The following is a 19,255-nucleotide window of genomic DNA, read 5'->3' as shown; positions in this document are numbered from 1 at the left end:
AATAGCCCTGAGTTTCTTAGACACCTTCGGATGTCATCTTCTGCCGCCGTTCGAACTCGACTGGTGACAGCATCCCATTCCTCGCATGCTTGCGCTTCGGGTTGTAGAACATCTCGATGTAATCGAACACGTCCTGCCTGGCTTCTTCGCGGGTCCGATAGGTTCGCCGTCTGATCCGTTCCCGCTTGAGGAGGTTGAAGAAGCTTTCCGCCACCGCGTTGTCGTGGCAGCCTCCTAGGCGGGTCATGGAGTGCTCAAGATTGTGGGCGCACAGGAAGGCGCCGCAATCCATGCTGGTGAATTGGCTGCCCTGACCGGAGTGGATCAGCACCTTCGCCTTGGGTTTGCGTCGCTAGACCGCCATGAGCAGGGCTTGCAAGACGACGTCCGTGGTCTGGCGGCTTTGCATCGACCATCCGATGACACGCCGAGAATAGAGGTCAATGACCATCGCGAGATAGGCAAAGCCCTCCTGCGTCCGGATGTAGGTGATGTCCGTCACCCAGACACGATCCGGTGCTTCGACGTCGAACTGCCTGTCGAGGGTATTGTCGACCATGACCGAAGGCTTGCCTCCGTAGCTACCCGGACGCCGCTTGCAGCCGATCTGCGCCTTGATCCCTGCAAGCTGTATCAGTCTGGCCACGCGGTTCGCGCAGATACTTGCTCCCTGCTCCAGAAGATCGTCGTGCAGTTTTCGATAGCCGTAGACCTTGCCGCTGTCAGTCCAGGCATTGAGCAGCATCTTCGTCTGGCGCTTGTCTTCCATCACCCGATTGCTCAGCGGCACCTGAAGCCATGCATAGAATCCGCTCGGCTGGATGCGCAGGCACCGGCACATGGCCCTGACGGAAAACTGCCCTCGATGCTCGGCCACGAACGCGTATCTCACCTTGCATCCCTGGCGAAGTACGCGCTCGCCACTGTCCTCGGACCGATGGCGGACAGGGCTCGCCCTTCTTTAGAATGTCCCGCTCCTCCGACGCGCGCGCCAGCTCGCGCATCAGCCGACGGATCTCGACATCCTTATCGGTCTCGCCTGTGGCCGCCTTCGCGAACTTGCGCTTTCACGCATAGAGCGAATGCAGGCTGACCCCGAGCCGCTCCGAAACCTCCTTGATCGGGTAGCCCTGCTCCGTGATCTGTGCGACCGCGTCACGCTTGAACTCGTCTGTGAAATTGCCTGTGCCCATCATGGCATCCTTGCCTCAAGGTTAGCGAAGAAGGCGTCCAGGAAACATGGGGCTATTCAGGTCACCCTTGCAGCAACCGTCATCTGTTGGTTGGGAATCCAGACGATAAGCGCATGTGGACTAAGCGCAGGACCTCAGGATCCGTAACGAGGTAGGGAAAAACATGTTATGTTATAGTGAGACATTCTATAGCCGAAGGCGGAAGCGCCATAACAGAGAGATGCCGTTACCTGCCAAGTCCGAACGTTCGTAGGAGATGAGACGCACTGGCATCGACGAACCTCTTTGCTGCTCCATAATGCTGCAAACTTCGGTCTCTCAATGCTATGCACGAGAAGACTGGCAACATGTCCTATGGTAAGCGAACGATCAGATGGTACACGCGACGTTTACAACCGTCGATCTACACTCGCACGCCATGCCGACATGAGTGCACCTTTCTGCCTCGGCAGTGCCACCATCATATGACGGCACAGTATCTTCCGGCATCCAGATACGATCGGTCGCAGCGCCACTCGCGCCATACGGCCCGAAGCGCCGGTCGGCACGATACGCTTGGCCAGGACGGGGCCTACACGCCAGTAAAGGCGGATGAAGGCGCGGCCAGTTGGGTATTTGACAAGCACGCGATCCCGGTATCGCCGAAGCGTCACCACATCCGGATGCATGCGGTCTCCATAGGCTGCGGTTGCGACGAAGCATGCCCCTCCCGAGGCGCCCTGATCCTCCTGGTCGGTGTTAGCCTCGTCACCAGTGCCTTCGTCATCTGAAGGGTCATCACCAACGGCAGGCAATTCGTCAGCGTCTGCCGCTGGCTGCGACGTTCCAGGAACCGGCTCGCCGTCGATATACTGCGTCGTGACGGTCTGTCCGTCCACCGTCTCCTGAACCAAGACGGGCTGGGTCGTGTTCGCGAAGTTCTGGGTCATGAACAACGCGTCCTGAGTTCCGCCCTGTCCCTCGACCGACCCCAACGACAGGCCGATCCCGATATACGCGACATCGGGATCGAGGATGTTCGCCTGATGGGAGGGGCTTTCCATCAGCGCGGAATGCAGCCGGTCGATGTCGGCTTCGGTGGCCGGACCTCTCAGTCCCGTATAGGCCACATTCTCCGTCAGGTTCCACGACCCGCCGGCAAGCGGAAAGTCCGCATCCTCGACCCTGTCGGTCGGAGAGGATCCATTCTCGCCAGCGTGCGAAATTGCCTGCTCTTCGGCCATCCAGTCGGAATGGTCCTGGGCTGCGGCGTTCAGATGAACTTCGACGCGGACCGGGTTGAGGCCAGTCTGTTCCCGCTCTGCATTCACCAGATCGACGACGTGAAGTTCAAGACTGTTCGCGATCTCAGATGGCATCTTCCGCTCCAATTCCGTGAAGGAGGAGCGCGATGAAAATTTGCCGACGCAGTGGCCTGCTTGTCAGGCACGCTGCCTCATCTGACGCGAAGCTTGTCACAGCTTCCCAAGCTTTTCCAGATGAGCAGGCACGGTCGGCGACCGTCCGCCGGGTGATTGCATCAGGCCCTGTCCCTTCACGCGTCCCGCGCCGGCTTTGCGCGAACGCACGGACCCTTCGTTCAACACTCAGTCCATGCAGCACGATCATGCGGAGCCATCATGCTCGCCTGCTCCACCAGCGAACGATGCAGGGCTTCGAGAGAGGATGCCGAAAGAACAATGATGCCGCCAGCATGCCTCAAGACCAAGCACAATCATGACTCCTCCAGAAGCACGCGGGTTGGAATCGAGCGCGAAATTCCCCTTCACTGATGTTCTCCCCATTCTTTTGACAGGATCTGGCGCTTTTTAAGCTCTGATCTGCTCCTGCTGATCGGGTTGCGTTGCTTCTCCTGTCAGTGAGCAGACCACTGCCGGCGGTCGGCCGCCAAGGGCCTTGTGCGGGCGGCGGTGGTTGTAGAATTCCATCCAGTTGCGGACACCGGTGCGTGCCTGCAATCCGGTCTCCCAGGCTTGTAGGTAGACGCATTCGTATTTCAGGGTGCGCCACAAGCGCTCGATGAAGATGGTGCCCAAGGTGCGCTTGCGAACGCCTTTGCCATCCATCGAGATGCGGACGCCCGACCGTCGCAGGCGGTCTGTCCAGGCAAACGACGTGAAGTGGGACCCTTGACGTCGCATGGCCGCTTGGACCGATGGCGCGACCATGCTCCATGGTCATGATGTCCGGCGGTCCGAACCGATAGATGGCCTCGTTCAGCGCCTCGACGCAGAAGTCGGCGTCCCCTCGCCATGGCCCTCGGACCAGTGGCGGACCATGGCTCGATGTTCGAGATCCGCCACGCCAGGACCATGCGGGTGTGCCAGTCCATGATCGCCACCAGGGAGAGCGAGGCATGAGCCGCCACCGGTCCGAGGCCATGCCGAGCGCCGCGACGCATCGGCAGATAGGTGATGTCCACACACCAGACCTGATTTGGCCGGTCCGCACGCAGGCCGCGCGAGCCAGATAGGGGTAGGTCTTGTGTCCCTTCGTCGGCCGGCTGGTGTTGGGCTTCTGGTGGATCGGCATCAGACCCATAAGGCGCATAAGCCGACGTATCCGCTTTTCGTTCACCTTGTGGCCGTTTTCGGGCTTGCGCGGCCCCACTGGGGCCACGGTCCCTGCAACTGCGCAGGTGCCAGGTCATCTGACGGACGCCAAGGAAAGGCGTGTCGAGGAACTGCACGTTGATCAACCGCAGTGACCCATGTGGCCGCCCCTGGTTCGAGGTCCATGGCGAACGCGAGGTTCTGGTCCGTCTCACCCTGCAGCATATGGTAAAACGACGAACGAGGGACCTGCAGCAGAGCGCGCTGCCGGCCGATCGACAGGTCCGGATGGTCGCGTTCGACCATGCCGTTCGGCATCGTCTCTCGGACCAATGGCGTTCCAATGCCTCATCACTTCCCGCCCCAGGACTTCAGCGTTCTCTCCAAAAAAGAGTCGGCCACCGCCAGCTCCCCGATCTTGGCATGCAGATCCCGGACCTGATCCTCATCGATCACCGGCGCCTTGCGGCCACCGCGTTCAAAGACACCGGGCGCGCCATCGAGCAACGCGCGTTTCCATTGATCGATCATCGTCGGATGCACGCCGAACCGGCTCGCCAGCTCCGACACGGTCCCCTCGCCTTTCAGCACCTCAAGGGCCACCTTCGCCTTGAACCCAGGGGTGTGCCGCTTTCGTTTCGACATCGTCGATCTCCCTCGTGATGAAGATCAGCAGACAGCAAAAACAGAGCTTACGTCAGTGCCCAGCTTTCGGGGGGGCAACTCATATTATGTTCTGTGTCTTCACGTTACTCCAAGGCTTTGCGCTCCAAAAAGCTCTGTACGAAGTGTGCTTCTCAAAGATTTTATAGCCGGGCTGCAAGCAAATGGGCGAACCGGCAGTAACGCTGACTTCCTGCCGTGATCAAAGCTGTAAGCTGACTATCAAAATAGGGGATCGTCAGCCGCAATGCTTACGAGCGTCAATCTATATGCGGTCCAGGACGGATATGTCGCGGCAAATCGAACCATGGCCAGCAACGCCGACTGAATTTGAACCGACGAGCCGTTGGCCAAGGATGGCATATCAACATAGCGCGTGCCGCGACAAATCAGTGTAAGCGTCCGGTCTAACCGCTACCCGTTCCAGTGCCATGGCAGCAGTTCATCGATCTTGGTGATCTTGTAGTCCGAGATGCGCGTAAGAGTGTCGGCGAGCCAAGCCTGTGGGTCGACACCATTTAGCTTGGCCGTTTCGATTAGGGTGTAGGCGATGGCGGCGGCCTTGCCGCCTGCCTCGGAGCCGACAAAGAGGTAGTTTTTACGGCCGAGGGCGACGGCGCGCATGCCACGTTCGGCAGCGTTGTTGTCGAGTTCTAGGATGCCGTGGTCGAGGTATGGGCGCAGGCGTTCCATTCTGGTCAGGGCATATCGGATAGCCGCGGCCAGCGGGGATTTGCCAGAGATCGTGGTGAGTTGCATGGCCAGCCATCGCTCCAGGTCGTCAAAGACCGGGGCCGCATGGGCGCGTCGCAATTCGGCGCGGCGTTCAGGTGGCGACCCTTTGGCCTGTTTCTCGACGGCATAGAGTTGAGCTATCCGGCCGATGGCCTCTTCTGCAATCGGGGAGCCTTGCGACCTGTGGATGTCGACGAACTTGCGCCGGACATGGGCCATGCAGGCGACCTCGCGGATGGCGCCGGAGCGGTAGAGATCCTCGAATCCGGCATAGCCGTCGGCATGCATCCAGCCGCGGAAGCGGGCGAGGTGATCCTTGGGGTGCTGGCCTTTCCGATCTCCCGAGAACCGATACCAAGCCGCCGGTGGCGCGGTTCCTGCCCACGGCCGTTCGTCGCGGGCATAGGTCCAGAGGCGTGCCGTCTGGGTCTTGCCGGTGCCGGGGGCGAGCATTCGCACCGGCGTGTCATCGGCGAAGATCGCTTCGGCCGACAGGACGTGGCGGCCAATGGCGTCAGCCAAGGGCTCCAGCAAGGCCGTGCTCTTGCCGACCCAGTCTGCCAGCGTGGAGCGATCCAGATCGAGCCCCTCACGGTCGAAGATCTGGCTTTGGCGGTAGAGCGGCAAGTGGTCGGCATACTTGCTGACCAAGACATGGGAGAGGAGGCCCGGCCCCGGGCGACCGCGCTCGATCGGGCGCGAGGGCAGCGGGGCTTGCACGAAGCGTTCGCAGCACGAGCAGGTCAGCCGAGGGCGGACGATCCGGTTCACGATGAAGCGCCCGGGGACGTATTCCAGCTCTTCCGTCACATCTTCCCCGATCCGGCGCAGGCAGCCGCCGCAATCGGCACAGGCATCGGAGCTAGGGGTCAGTTCCACTTCCATCCGCGAGATGTGGTCCGGGATCGGACGACGCTTGGGTTTGTCCTTCTCCTCGATGTCGGGCAGCTTCATCCGCGCCGTCATAGCAGCGGCAGCGATCTCGCTGGTCTCGAGGGCAAGCTGAAGCTGTTCCACCGTCTCGGACGATGCCCCGAACCGATGGGCGCGGTGACCGGCCAGTTGATGGCGAAGCTTCTCGATCAGGATCGCCTGCGACTTCACCTCGGCCAGAAGCCGCGCAGTGAAGCTGCGCAGCTCCTCGGGGTCTTCCGGCAGGGTGAAGGCTTGATCGAGCATACACGCAGTTTATCCCACTGTATTCCTTGTGGGAATCATTGATTGCACGACTGGCTGACTATCCCGCGGCAAGGGGTCGCCACGTCCGTTCCGGGGTCCGCCAGTCGATCCCCTCCAGGAGCATCGACAACTGCGCCGGCGTCAGTGCCACCTTGCCCTCCTTGGCCGCGAGCCAGACGAACCGGCCCCGTTCCAGCCGCTTCATGAACATGCAGGCCCCCTGGCCATCCCACCAGATCACCTTGACCAAGTCGCCGCGACGGCCGCGGAAGACGAACAGATGCCCGGCAAACGGGTCCTGCTTCAGCACAGCCTCGGCCTGCGCGGCCAGTGCCGCAAAGCCCTTGCGCATGTCCGTCACCCCGGCCGCCAGCCAGACCCGCGTGCTGACTGGCACCGGGATCATGCTGTCAGCCCCCGGATCAGCCGCGCCAGCGCCTCAGGATCGTAGCTGCCGGTGATGCGCATCCGATGACCGCCCGCAAGCTCGACTTCGATCAGTTCCTGTGGACGTGTCGGCTCGCTGGTCACAACCAGATCATCCTTCCTGACATGGTCTATGATCTCCACGGGCAGGAAGGCAGGGGTAGCCGCCACTGCCGTTGTCTCAGGGGCATAACGCGGATCGCGCAGCCACTTGAACACCATGTTGGCGTTCGCCGCATAACGGCGCGCCACCTGCGCAACCGAAACGCCCGGAGCCGTCGTCTGCAGGCAGATCGACCGCTTCTCTTCGTCCGTCCAAAGCCGCTTTGTCCGACGCGCCACGCTCGCACCATAGTGTCCACCATCTATAGCGGACACTATCTCCCACGCTCACCACGCGGCAGGGCAGTCAGACCGGACGCTTACAAATCAGTTGCACTTAGCTCGCGAAGTCATCTTGAGGCTCGGCCATTGATACTCCCGCAGACTGCAATCATTGCGCCAATAGGGGTGTATGCTCTGCGGTAACTTGACAAAACCCCTGACATCTCCCGGTTATGTCAGCAGAAAATCATAGCGCAACTGCGGTGGAGGTACTGGCATGTCGCAGGGACAGGCCGACCAGAGACGACCCCCGCCGAGGGCAGCTGGACGAGCGTCGGAGCGGGACGGACAGATGTTCGGAATGCATCGCCTGAACGCGGATAGAACGCGCCGGCCGGCGGCTGCAGCGTCATGAGCGTTGTCGGTTTGCGACCATAGGTCGAGGATACCCATGTCGTTTGATGCTGATCTGAAGCGCAGGGGCAGTACGCGACCTAGCATCACGATGCGCAGGGGACGTCAGCATTCCCGCGCCAACGGCGCTTGTTCTACATGGATGCCGGACGCGTCCACGCTTTCACTTTTTCCATCATCTGCTCGGTAAGCGGTGTCATCAAAAGCGCAAATTGGCCGGGTAGAGTGGCGGTCGGGGTCTGTCGGTGATAGCGGGCGCGCTCCACAGTTCGTCATTTCCACAACGGGAATGACGGGCCTCAGAAGTGGCGCGTTGCCCGCGTAAGGAATCTGAATGACCCTCTTCCACCTTGTCCTTGTCGCCATCATCCAGGGGATCACCGAGTTCCTTCCGGTCTCCTCCTCTGGCCACCTGATCCTGCTTCCGGAACTGACCGGCATGCAGGACCAAGGCCTTGTTATCGACGTCGCCGTCCATGTCGGCACGCTTTTCGCGGTGATCCTGTTCTTCTGGCGCGACGTCGCCGCGGCCCTGGCCGGATGTGGCAGGCTGGCCCGGGGCAGGATCGACACGCCCGGCGCACGGCTGGCCGCGTCACTGATGGTCGCCACGATACCGGTGGTCCTGGTGGGGCTGGTGCTGAAGATGTCCGGCGCGATGGAGATGATGCGGTCGGTGGCCGTGATCGGCTGGACGATGATCATTTTCGGTCTGCTGCTCTACTGGTCCGACCAGCGCGGAGAGGGCTGCAAGCGGACCGCGGACTGGACGATACGCGACGCCGTCATCATCGGCCTGTGGCAGGCGGTGGCGTTGATCCCCGGAACCTCGCGATCGGGTGCGACGATCACGGGCGCGCGGGCCCTGGGCTATATCCGCGCGGACGCAGCGCGGATCTCGATGCTGATGTCGATCCCCACCATCATCGCTTCGGCCGCGCTTCTGGCGGGCGACGTCATGTCGGACTTCGACGGTGCAGCGGTCGCACAGGCCGGGATCGCTGCAGGTTTCGCCTTTGTCGCGGCCCTTGTCGCCCTGACCCTGATGATGCGGCTGCTGAAGGCCGTCAGCTTCACGCCGTACGTGGTCTACCGCCTGATCCTGGGCGTCGCGCTGTTGGCCTATGCCTACAGTTGACGCCTGCTATGCGGATCACGCGTTTCTGAAGGAGGTCGGGATTATCATCCCCAAGGGCGCACGCTAGGCTGTTCGGACAAATCAGAGCAAGATCAAGGGGCAGAGATGAAGGCGACATTCGGAGCGATTGGAACGGCCGTTATCTTGGCGCTGGCAGGATGTGCCGGCGGTGGTGGCTACCACGACAGCCCGCTCAATAGCGCCGCGGTCCGGACGGTGGGCGGCGCGGGTGCGGGGGCCTTGGCGGCCGACGCCCTGGGAGGGTCCAAGACCAAGGGCGCATTGATCGGCGCGCTTGCCGGTGGTGCGTCCTGTGTCAACGGAAGCTGCTACTGACGGTAACAAATGACATCGTCGGTGAAGGGTTTACCCACCCCTAGACGGACGGTCCGTCAATACAGATCACCGTCCGTTCGCTTTCGATGATCGACGTTCCTGCCTGTCTTTCTGTACCAAATGCGGAGGCGACGCATTCCGGTGTGCTGGATCCTTGTCGGACCCTGCCTTGCTGCGCCGGCGCCTTACAGATCGCGGCAACTGCCGCCTTCATACCGCCCGGATCCTCACTGCCGGGCGACGCGCAGAACCGTTCGGCATGATGATTGCAGATCGGGTTGAGGCGCACCACGGCCTTGCGACATCCCTGAATGGTCCCCATGAGAACCTCTGCCCCGCGAACCCGGTCGCAAATCCGCCCTCTGCCATACTTGCGGACAGATCTTTCCGCTGACGGCGCTGCATGCCTGAATGTCAGTTCGCCCTGGACTGTCCGCCTTGATCGAGACGGAGCCACCGGACTGATCCGGTGGCCGCATCATTTGCCAGACCGATCTGGCGCGATTTCGCAGGCAATACGTCTAACGCATGCTGGAGGACGCGCCTGGCGAGCTGTCGACCTTGGACAAAACCGTGCTCGCCAGTCTGGAGGCTGGCACGATTCTGTCGTGCCAGCTGGAGCCGGCGCTGGACGATCGCCTGACCTTCGGAGACCAGATAACCGACAAGGTCGCACGTTTTGGCGGCATCTGGCCGCTCATCCTGGTGTTCGTCGGCGTCCTTGGCGGCATGGATCGGCACGAACGTCCCGGGCCTGCTGCGACCGCCCTCCGATCCCTACCCCTTACCTGGTGCTGTCCTGTGTCGCCACCCTGCAGGCGCCAATCATCATAATGAGCCAGCGCCGGCAGGAAACCAAGAACCGCCTGCGGGGCAAAGCCGATATCGCATCAATCTGAAGGCCGAACTGGAAATTCGCCAGCTACATGAACGATCGACTATCAGTTTGCCCGTCAATGGCAGCGCCCGGTCGAGATGCAGCAGATCGGAGAGCCCGCAAACGGAATGCGCCACGCGGACGTCATATCCTTTGGGGATCAGGTAGGTGTGGGTTTCCTGATCAACGCATAGGTTGAGTTTGCTGAAGAAATGCCCCGTCTGCGGCAAATGACCAAGCTGCTCCTGTGATCTTGGGAAACCGGCTGGCATTGGAACCTCCTTGCCAGCCGGTCATGATGCTTATCAATCTGGATCAGCCGTCACAGGATGAAGTCCGATGCCGCCAGTTCGTGGATGCCTAGGATGCGGATCTGCGCTTCGGCTGCGACGTCGGTGTCCGTGTCGATCTGAACGAACGTGTCCGTCCCGTTGTTGAAGACGCGCACCTGATTGGTCCCGCCGGATGCGAAGCCTCCCGATCCCACGAACTGGAAGGCCAGTCCTGCCATGTCGCCGATGTCGATGACATCGCCGCCCGCCGATCCCGCCTGACCGAAGTCCATGATCACGTCCGACGCCGCCAGCGTGCTGTGGGCGGGTGTCGCGAAGACGAAGACGTCATCGCCCAGCCCGCCGACAAGCATGTCCAAACCCGCGCCGCCGATCAGCATGTCGTTGCCCGCATCACCCTCCAGGGTGTCGTTGCCGTTCACGCCGCTGAGCGTGTCGTCACCGTCGCCGCCCCATAGGTGGTTCGCCCCTGCGCTGCCGAAGGCGATGTCCGCGCCGCCGCCCAGGATCAGGGCCTCGACCGACTGGACGCGGTCGGACAGTGCTGCGGTCGTGCCCGTTCCCAGGATCGTCGCCGTGGCAAAGGAAATGTCGACCGACAGGTCGCCGGAATAGGCGGACAGGTCCAGCGTGTCGAAGCCCGCCGCACCGGTGTAGAGGTCGCTGGCATCATCGGCCCTTGCCACGAAGAAGTCGTTTCCACCTCCACCGTTTAGCGTGTTGGCCTGATCGTTCCCGGTCAGGACATCAGCACCGTTCCCGCCCTGGACGGAGGCGATGTTGGCAACCGAGGCAAAGCCCGACGCCGTCCCCGCGCCCAGGTCGACGACGACGCCGGCCGATCCGGCAGCATAGACCAGCCGGTCCGCACTGCCCGCAAGATCGATGTGGATCTGCTCGACAGAGGTGATCGCCGTGAACCCGGTCAGCGCAGTCAGCGCGGCACCGTTCCAGGTTGCAGTCAGGGTCTCGTTCGCGGCGGTGCCAGAGATGCGCATCCGGTCGGTGCCATCGCCGCCGTCGACCGCATCATTCCCGTCACCCCATGCAAAGAGGATCAGGTCGTCCCCCGCGCCGCCCTGAACCTGGTCGTTGTTGCGACCGCCGATCAGGATGTCGCGTCCAGTGCCGCCGGTCAGCTGATCGTTTCCGGCCTGTCCGAACAGGACGTCGTCCCCCGTGCCGCCCGTCAGGACATCCGTTCCGGCCAAGCCGTACATCAGGTCGTCCCCGGCCCATCCTGCCATGGTATTGGCCGCGTTGCTGCCGGTCAGGACCTGCAGGCGCTCCGTCCTGCTGACCCCCGACGTCGCAAAGGTCAGATCCAGCTGATGCGTCTGATTGAGGCCAAGCGTGCCGGTCACGGCAAGCGTCCCGTCGGCTGCAACGCCGAACAGGGGACTGCTGCCGGCGGCTAGGGCAAAGGTGCCCGGAACGCCCTCGGCGGTGATGCGGCCGATGGTGGCACCGATGGCCGGCAAGGCCGCAGGGGCGCCATCGACGTCCAGCGCCAGGTTCACGTTGATGCCGATGGGCGTGTCGATGGCGATGACCTGATCGGTGAATTCCAGATCCTCGACGTTGCGGATCAGATCGATATCATCGAAGGCCGCGCGCCCGTCCCCGCCCAGGTCGCGGACAGAGATGAAGCCGTCGCCGTTCATGTCACGCGCCGCTTGGATCAACGTGCTTCCCGGCAGCTGCGTGCCGCGCCCCTCGATCTCGTATTCATCCAGCGCGCCTGCAAAGACCGCCCTGTCACGGGCCGTGCCAGGTGCCGCCGTCACGATCTCGCGGACGATGGACATGTCGCCGGGGTTGATCGTGCGGTCCAGCAGCAGCGAGGTCAGCGACCGCCCCCCAAAGGCCGGCGCAGAGAAGTCCGGCCGCCCGTCGGCACCCATCGCATAGACCCTGCCCGCATACGGTCCGGCGGCCGCCTGAGAGCTGTTCAGCGATTCCGCGGAATACACGGTTCCGTCGACCACGATGCGGATGCGGACATTAAGCCAGGCGTCGCCGTCGATGACGTCGAAGCCGCCGCGCCCCATCATGCGATCGGACCCCGCGCCACCCATGATCAGGTTACCGTCCCGGAAGCTTGTGGCTCCCGGTCCGCCAAGGGTCTCCAGCGCGCCGTCGAACCAGTTGCGCAGCCCGTTGATGCGGTCGATGCCCGCCGCGGTCAGAACGTGGTCGTCAAAGCTGCCCGCCGCATCCGTGTCGCCCACGGTCCCGCCACGGTTGTCGCCAAGCAGCGTGTCGTTGTGGATCCAGCCCGACATTCCCTCCATCAGGTCAAAGCGGTCGCGCAGGATGTCTGCAGGCGCCGATGTGAAGATCGGGATGTTGAAGTCCCAGTTCACACCGGCCACGTCGTATTTCGCGCTGGCCCAGTCAAAGCCGAACATGCCCTCGAAGCGCTGGACGCCGATCCCGGACAGGGCAATGTCGTCGCCCGATTCAAGATCGTAGTCCTGGTCGTTGCCCTGACCCCAGGCCACATCATGGCCGATGATGGTCGAGTTGAAGAACAGTTCCGAATTGTCGCCCGAGATGACGTCGAATCCCTCTCCGCCCTCGATCCAGTCGTTGCCTTCGTTACCCAGCAGGTTGTCCCCGCCGGAACCGCCCAGGATGAAGTCGTTGCCCTCGCCACCGAAGGCCTCGCCCGCGTCCTGACCGACCAGCAGCGCGTCCCGCCCCTCGCCGCCGAACAGCAGGTTGATGCCCCGGGACGACGAGACGACGTCGTTGCCCCGTTCGCCGCGCAGGAAGTTGTCGCCGAACGTGTCCTCGATGATGTCGTCACCGTCGCCGCCGAAGACCTGGTCGGCCCCTGCCCCGCCGTTCAGGTAATCGTTGCCGCCATCGCCCCACAGCGCGTCGTCACCCAGATCCGACTTGATGTAGTCGTCACCCTCGGTCCCGCCCAGGACGACATGTTCGCCGCCGCGGAAATGCAGCTCTCCGCCGACTTGGTGGCCGTTCGCGTCGGTGACACCGGAATCCACCCGGATCACCTTGGGGTCGAGGCTCTGAATGATCGGGTCGTCCCAGACTGGATCGCGGCCAGCACCCGCGCCGTTGTAGTCGCGCTGTGCGATGGCACGGTCCAGCTCCAGTATCATGTCCGGGGTCAGAAACAGGTTCGCGTTGATATGCGTGGCATAATCGCCGCTCAGCGCCGAGTTGCGCATGACGATGTCGGCGAAGGTGTTCGCCTCCAGCGCGTCAAGCAGGTTCAGACCCTGCGTGCGCGACAGGTAATAGAACCGGTCGCCATTCTGCAGCTGCTCCATCTGGTATTCGAAGATGAAGCCGAAGGTGGTGCCCAGCATGCCGCCGAACTCGGTCACCTTCTCGGCCAGGCCACCGATCCACAGGTCGACATTGTCCAGCCCGCCCCGGTCGTTGCCGGCGCCGTAGCCGCCCCGCCCGTTGAGGAAGTTCAGCCGATCCTCGTTCGTGTAGGTCACGCCGCGTATCGTCACGCCATCGCTGTTGGTGCCGTCGCCGAACAGCAGCAGGGTGGCAGCCTCGCGCTTGTCGGCGAGGGTCGTGGCCGAGGTGATCGACGCATGGTTTCCATAGGCCGCGATGAAGTTCGCGATCGAGAACGGGTTCTTCAGATACTGCGTGAAATCGGTCCAGCTGGCATAGGGCTTCAGGTCCGGCAGGCCGAAGTCGTTGTAGAGCTGGGCCCGCGTCTCGTTCAGCGACGGGACGCCGGTATCGCGTGCCCGCGCGATGTTCAGCGCGGCAAGGTCCAGCGGAAGACCCAGCAGGTTGCTGCGCAGGGCGGGGACGATGAACTCGTCGATCTCGCTGCCCACGTCCGAGGTCAGGCCCCGGATGAACGCCGCCTGCGCCTCGTCCAGCGAACTGCCTGACCCCGTGAAGGCTTCTGGGTTCAGGAACGCTTCGATCAGCGACATCTGTTCCGCATCACCGTTCACCGGCATCAGCTGGGCGTCCAGCCGGTCCACGGTGTCTGTCAGCATCGAATGGCCAAAGCGATAGACCGCGTGCGCGAACTCGGCCATGATCGAGGGATCGATATCGGCGGAATTGGTGAAGACGAACGGATCGATCCCGGGCTGTATGCGACGGGCGAATTCCTCGAAGACCATGTGCTGGTACTGCATCTCGGTCGTGAACCGCGCAGCCTGGAACAGGCGTTCACCATTCCACACCAGATCGGCCGGGTCGACCGTGGCCAGGTCCGTGCCTTGGGCCAGCGGCACCAGCAGCCATTCGTTGATGAATGACACGTCATCCGAATCCAGGATGGTGTGCTTGTTCTCCTCGACCATGCGGTTGTGTTCCGAATGGAAGATCGAGTGGATCGACTGGAGGGCGATGTTCTCGTTGCCGCGCCCGTCGCCCGACACGATGTGCAGATCCAGCATTTCGTCGTCATAGGTCTGGGCGTTGTTGTCATCGCCCGTGACGCTGTCCCCGTCAGCCGTCGTCGTGCTGCTGGGCGCCGCATGGTGGGCGATGTCCACCAGGAAGGCCGGACCGGCCGCGATGCTGCCCTGTGTCGTGATCCCTTCGGCGGTGCCCTCGCGCAGCCAGGGGCCGGAATGGGTCGCGTCGGGTGCCATGACCATCTGGGCATAGCCGTTCGGCCCGGTGATCAGGTTGCCATAGGCATCGGTCGCCAACAGCGGCACCCGGTGGACGTCCATGTCCTCCAGGCGGATGCCCAGGACCGACAGCGCCTGGGCTTTGACGTCGGCCCACGTCCCCACCGCACCGTCCAGAGAGCCGGTCTCGCTCGACGCGTCCAGCAGGTGGCCCGTGGAATAGGCCTTGGTCACCCCATCGATCTCGACGCGGATCTGCTCTCTCAGGAACACCTGATGCGAGGCGTGCGAAGTATAGGTCTGGTTCTGGTCGACGAACGACGTCGTGGCATTGACGTGCTGCTCCACTCCGTTCTCGTCCAGGACCGGGGTGGCCCGGGTCAGCGCCATGAACCGCAGGCTTGCGGGAAGATCGTCGCCCGTGCCGAAAATCTGGTCGGCGCCCGCAATCAGTGGGTCATCGGCCTGCAGCGGAATGAAGACAGTGCCGTTGCCGCCCTTGTTCACGAGGTCCAGACCATGGTCGAAGAACTGGCCGAAGATGGTCATGAAGCTGTTGAAGGGCGCAGTCAGGCCGACATCGGGCGACACATGGTCGATGATAAGGCCCCCCTCCGGACCGGTGGCCAGCCCGTAATGCTCCAAGGTGTCCGCCAGGAAGTCCGCGGTCTGGGCGGGTGTGCCGGCAGTCTGCGCCTGCTGCACCGCGGTATTGTAATCCGCCTGCGCCTCGGCAAGGTCGGCCTGCGCGGCGTCTCGCACCGTCGCGGCGGCGTCGGCCTGATCCTCTGCCGAGGCCAGTCCGGCCTGGATCGCATCCACGCTGTCGGCGGCATGGCCGTCCGATCCCAGCACCGCCCCGAAGGCCTCTACAGCTTCGACCAGCGCCGCCTCATCGATCGGAAGGCTCTGGGCGGCGGTGTCCAGAAACTCCAGCAGTTGTTGGGCAGCGTCGGCCACCGCCTGAGCGGCGGGAACGGCATCACCGCCCAAGGCGGTCGTCACCGCATCCGCAGCGTCTTTGGCAGCGAGGGCGGCATCCAAGGCCGTGGCAAGGGATCCAGTGACGTCGTTTCCGCCCTCCACGTCGGCGACAAGCACCGTCAGCGCGTCGCTGGCCGCGTCGGCGGCCTCCGCCGCAACCTCCGCCAGCGGACCGGCCGAGGCGAAATGCGCCACGCGCAGCTCCGCGGCGTTGAAGGCTGCGACGGCCGCGCCATGGTCCGCGGTCTCGGCGCTCAACGCTGTTTCGGCGGCCTCCACGGCGGCGTCGGCCCCCTTGGCGTTCAGCGTCGCCTGGTAGGCCACCGTGATCGCGGCGACGGCGGTATTCGCATCGACGCCCGTCGTTCCCACGGCCTTCAACGCCGCATAGATGGCCGCGACATTGGCGGGCGTCTGGTCCACGATCAGGTTTGAGATCGTGCGCGGATCGCTGTCCACGACATTGCCGCTGTTCCCGTAGTTCGTGTTCGAGATTCCAAAGAACGGGTTTTCGTCACCCTCGTTCGAATAGACCGGGTCCAACAGGCGCGGGAAGGGCGTGTCCCCTGCCCCGTTGCTCTCGGTTCCGGGCAACAGGCTGTTGTCGCTGCCGTCCACGGTCCGCAGGCCCACCGGCATCAGGGCCGCATCCGCGGCGCTGACGCCGTAGACCGCCTGGATCGCCTCCACGGTCGTCATGCCCGGCGTCGATGCCTGGAGTTCGGAAACCTGGATCTGCTTCAGAATGAAGCTCAGGTCATGCACGTTCACATGAAAGCTCGTTGCCATGATCATCTCCCTGACGTGACCAGAGGCCGGCGCATGACAGGGTGATCTCCCTCACGATGGGCGGAGAGGCGTTCACGTCGGCGCAAGCCATTTACAAGATACGTGGTCCACCCCCGGTATCGGGACGGCGGCCCATGTCGACAGGTTACGCCAAGACGGGCCGTCCCCAATACGGCGTTAGGTCCCCAGTAATGGCGACTTTCGTCGCCATGGCGTCTGCGACCGGCGAATCGCCGGATGGATCACACGGGCCTTGGCACAACGCCCGGTGTGGGCGCGCAGATTGCCATGCAACTTCAGGAAGATGGAGATTCTTCGGCCCACTGTTTTCAGGCACCGAAATCATACGGAACACGGCAATAGGACCGGATCGAAACTGATAACGCCTATGTGAACGAAGCGGCATATGCTAGCTTGTGGACTACATCCGACGGCATATCCCGAAACTCGTGGTGGGTGGTTTGACCGGCATGTCTGACGCTCCTCTCCTCTCGCCGGAAACGCGCTCTCGGCCTGTCTGGCAGGGCCTGGGTCTGTTGCGGCGCCATCTGTCCAGCTGCGCGCTGATCGTCGTCGTGGGGCTGGCCATTCTGGGCGTCTGGACGGCATCGCGCCTGCAGCAGACCGTCGAGACGGAGGTCGGGCATCGCGCTGCGACCGTGCTTGAATCTATGCTGAACCGGCATGCCGAGGATCTGGCGGCGGATACGCTGTCGCCGGAACTTATCGGTGTCATCGATACGTATTTTCATGACATCTCTGATGCGCTCGGCATTTCCGAAATGAAGATATGGAATGCCCAAGGCACCATTCTTTACGCATCGCGCCCCGGCCTGACGGGCTCCGCGCAGCCCGTCAGCGACGAGCTGGCAACCGCGCTTGCAGGAGAGATATCAGTATCGGTCGGCGACACCTTCCACGTGGAATCCGGCGGGCCCAGCACCACCACGGGCCCCCAGCAGTTCGAGATCTATGTCCCGATCCGCATCCGTTCGCTCAACCGGATCGTCGCAGTGGCGGAGTACTATCAGAACGCGGCCGTCGTTTCGGACGCACTGACCCGCGCCCGCTGGCAGACCTGGGGACTGTTGACCGTCATCGGGGCCATGTTCGTCGCCATCCTGGTCATGATCCTTCGTTATGGCGATGCGGTGATCCTGCGACAGCGCACCGATCTGAGCGCACGGATGGCCGACCTGGTCCTGCTGCTTGACCGAACACGGGAGACACAGGCCAGGATCCATCAGCGCACCATCCGCCTGCAGGAGGAGCAGAAGGCGCAGCTTCGTCAGATCAATTCGGACATCCATGACGGGATTGGCCAATTGCTCACCGTCGCCCTGCTGCGCATGAAGTCCGCACCGCCTTCGAGCGGACCGCAGGAAGACGGGGTGCAAAGCGTTCGGCTTATCCTCGAAGAGGCTATGAGCGAGGTTCAGGCCCTGCTGAGCGGCACCAGCCAGAGACCGGTCGCCGAACTGCCCCTGGCGGTCGCGGTTTCCGCCCTTGTCGAGGACCATCGGCGCCGAACCTCGACGGAAGTCCGCACCGTTCTGGCGGACCGCCTCCCGGAGCCAAGCCTGCCCGTCAAGGTCGCCATCTGCCGTGTCGTGCAGGAGGGGCTGCACAACGCCTTCAAGCATGCGGGGGGACGGGATCAACAGGTGCATCTGTACGTCGATCACGGCACCCTGGTCATCGCGGTCAGCAACGACGCCCGTCACGGTCAGGACGCATGCCGTGATGTCACCCGCCAGCCGATGGGCCTGCGCAATCTGCGGCATCGCATCGAGAATCTGGGGGGCATCTTTCAGGTTCTGGATCTGGAACACCACCGCATGGAAATTCGGGCCAGTTTTCACGAGTACAGCATGGAGCATAGCCATGAGTGAGATCAGCGTTGCCGTCGTCGACGACCATCCCATCGTTCGAGAGGGATTGATCCAGGTGATCGGGGGCTTTGGCGGATTTCGCGTGACCGGTGCGGGCCATTCCGCCGCGGACGCGATCGACCTGGTGCGGCGTGACGCCCCCGGCATCCTGATCCTCGATCTCGAGATCCCCGGTTCGGGCATCGAGGCCGTTCGGGCCATCACCCATGCCGGGTCCCAAACCCGCATCCTGATCCTGACGATATCAGAGCGGCCACAGGACGTGATAGAAGCGATGCGCTTGGGCGCCGCCGGCTATGTCCTCAAAGGCATTAGCGGCGACGAGCTGTTTCATGTTCTGAACCGACTCGTCAACGGCATCGGCCATATCACCCCGCATCTGGCGGCGCGCGTCTTGGGGTCGTGGAGAGCTGCACCGGCGCTGGAGATCAAGGCAGATGCCAGCATTCTGAGCAAGCGCGAAGGAGAGATATACGTCCTGATCCGCCGGGGTTGCTGCAACAAGGAGATCGGCCGGTCACTTAACCTCAGCGAAAAGACGGTGAAGCACTATCTGACAAACATCTTCCGCAAGCTTGATGTCCGAAACCGCACGGAACTGGCGATGCACGCGTACAACATACCCACTCATGTCACCCAAAACCGGATGCTGAGCATCAACTGCTCTCGAAATGCCGCACGGTGAAGTCATCCACGCCAAGAGAGAGAAACAGCCCCCGGTTTTTGCAATCGAACGCCCCTCCCGCAAGGCCTTGGCGCGGACCGAGGCAGAGAACGCGGCTCTCGTGACCGCTACCGAGTACGAGCCATATCACCGGTCGATGAAGGCAATGATAGAGTGTCTTGAGGCATGAAAAGCCGATCTTTC

Annotated in this window: 14 protein-coding genes and 1 pseudogene; 4 read left to right on the top strand and 11 right to left on the bottom strand. The window is 62.8% G+C overall.

Features of this window, described 5'->3' with window-relative positions:
• Positions 1-16: 16 nt before the first annotated feature.
• From EOJ32_RS07135 to EOJ32_RS07110, 7 genes and pseudogenes are all read right to left on the bottom strand, one after another.
• Positions 17-1,193: pseudogene (locus EOJ32_RS07135) on the bottom strand (IS3 family transposase).
• Positions 1,194-1,582: 389 nt separating this feature from the next.
• The gene (locus tag EOJ32_RS07130; RefSeq protein ID WP_127898086.1) at positions 1,583-2,551 is read right to left on the bottom strand and encodes a CFI-box-CTERM domain-containing protein; all 969 of its coding nucleotides are present in this window, start codon (positions 2,549-2,551) and stop codon (positions 1,583-1,585) included.
• 450 nt (positions 2,552-3,001) lie between these two features.
• Positions 3,002-3,229, bottom strand: coding sequence for an integrase core domain-containing protein (locus tag EOJ32_RS20650; RefSeq protein WP_371706060.1), 228 nt, complete (start codon positions 3,227-3,229; stop codon positions 3,002-3,004).
• 867 nt (positions 3,230-4,096) lie between these two features.
• Positions 4,097-4,390: a transposase gene (locus EOJ32_RS20645; protein ID WP_371705787.1), complete on the bottom strand. Its 294-nt coding sequence runs from the start codon at positions 4,388-4,390 to the stop codon at positions 4,097-4,099.
• 432 nt (positions 4,391-4,822) lie between these two features.
• Positions 4,823-6,322 (bottom strand): IS66 family transposase, encoded by a 1,500-nt coding sequence (locus EOJ32_RS07120; RefSeq protein WP_127898085.1) that lies wholly within the window; start codon positions 6,320-6,322, stop codon positions 4,823-4,825.
• A gap of 58 nt (positions 6,323-6,380) precedes the next feature.
• Positions 6,381-6,728 (bottom strand): IS66 family insertion sequence element accessory protein TnpB, encoded by a 348-nt coding sequence (gene tnpB, locus EOJ32_RS07115; protein WP_127898084.1) that lies wholly within the window; start codon positions 6,726-6,728, stop codon positions 6,381-6,383.
• Positions 6,725-7,090, bottom strand: a complete 366-nt coding sequence (locus tag EOJ32_RS07110) for a transposase (protein WP_240542471.1) — start codon at positions 7,088-7,090, stop codon at positions 6,725-6,727. The genes tnpB and EOJ32_RS07110 overlap by 4 nt, the downstream gene beginning before the upstream one ends.
• A 730-nt stretch (positions 7,091-7,820) precedes the next feature.
• Here EOJ32_RS07110 and EOJ32_RS07105 point away from each other — a divergent pair.
• Positions 7,821-8,624 (top strand): undecaprenyl-diphosphate phosphatase, encoded by an 804-nt coding sequence (locus EOJ32_RS07105; protein ID WP_127898083.1) that lies wholly within the window; start codon positions 7,821-7,823, stop codon positions 8,622-8,624.
• Positions 8,625-9,000: 376 nt separating this feature from the next.
• Here EOJ32_RS07105 and EOJ32_RS07100 read toward each other — a convergent pair whose 3' ends face one another.
• The gene (locus EOJ32_RS07100; RefSeq protein WP_127898082.1) at positions 9,001-9,282 is read right to left on the bottom strand and encodes a hypothetical protein; all 282 of its coding nucleotides are present in this window, start codon (positions 9,280-9,282) and stop codon (positions 9,001-9,003) included.
• 92 nt (positions 9,283-9,374) lie between these two features.
• The gene (locus tag EOJ32_RS20350; RefSeq protein WP_240542516.1) at positions 9,375-9,701 is read right to left on the bottom strand and encodes a hypothetical protein; all 327 of its coding nucleotides are present in this window, start codon (positions 9,699-9,701) and stop codon (positions 9,375-9,377) included.
• Here EOJ32_RS20350 and EOJ32_RS20640 point away from each other — a divergent pair.
• A complete protein-coding gene (locus EOJ32_RS20640; RefSeq protein WP_371706127.1) occupies positions 9,650-9,859 on the top strand; it encodes a DUF1003 domain-containing protein in 210 nt (69 codons plus the stop codon). The two genes, EOJ32_RS20350 and EOJ32_RS20640, sit on opposite strands and share 52 nt — an antisense overlap.
• Here the strand turns inward: EOJ32_RS20640 and EOJ32_RS20635 are convergent.
• Positions 9,789-10,109 carry a hypothetical protein gene (locus EOJ32_RS20635; RefSeq protein ID WP_341872767.1) on the bottom strand — a complete coding sequence of 107 codons (321 nt, stop codon included), beginning with the start codon at positions 10,107-10,109 and terminating at the stop codon, positions 9,789-9,791. The two genes, EOJ32_RS20640 and EOJ32_RS20635, sit on opposite strands and share 71 nt — an antisense overlap.
• Positions 10,110-10,159: 50 nt before the next feature.
• On the bottom strand, positions 10,160-16,495 hold the full coding sequence (locus EOJ32_RS07090) for a peroxidase family protein (protein ID WP_127898081.1): 6,336 nt from the start codon (positions 16,493-16,495) through the stop codon (positions 10,160-10,162).
• Positions 16,496-16,911: 416 nt separating this feature from the next.
• On the opposite strand from EOJ32_RS07090, the gene EOJ32_RS20080 reads away from it, so the two are divergent.
• A complete protein-coding gene (locus EOJ32_RS20080; RefSeq protein WP_162198046.1) occupies positions 16,912-18,387 on the top strand; it encodes a sensor histidine kinase in 1,476 nt (491 codons plus the stop codon).
• A complete protein-coding gene (locus EOJ32_RS07085) occupies positions 18,380-19,072 on the top strand; it encodes a response regulator transcription factor (protein WP_164871402.1) in 693 nt (230 codons plus the stop codon). The genes EOJ32_RS20080 and EOJ32_RS07085 overlap by 8 nt, the downstream gene beginning before the upstream one ends.
• Positions 19,073-19,255 lie beyond the last annotated feature (183 nt).

It is taken from the genome of Paracoccus sp. Arc7-R13, assembly GCF_004010775.1.
GTDB classification, from domain to species: domain Bacteria; phylum Pseudomonadota; class Alphaproteobacteria; order Rhodobacterales; family Rhodobacteraceae; genus Paracoccus; species Paracoccus marcusii.
This window is presented reverse-complemented; position numbering and strand designations above follow the sequence as displayed.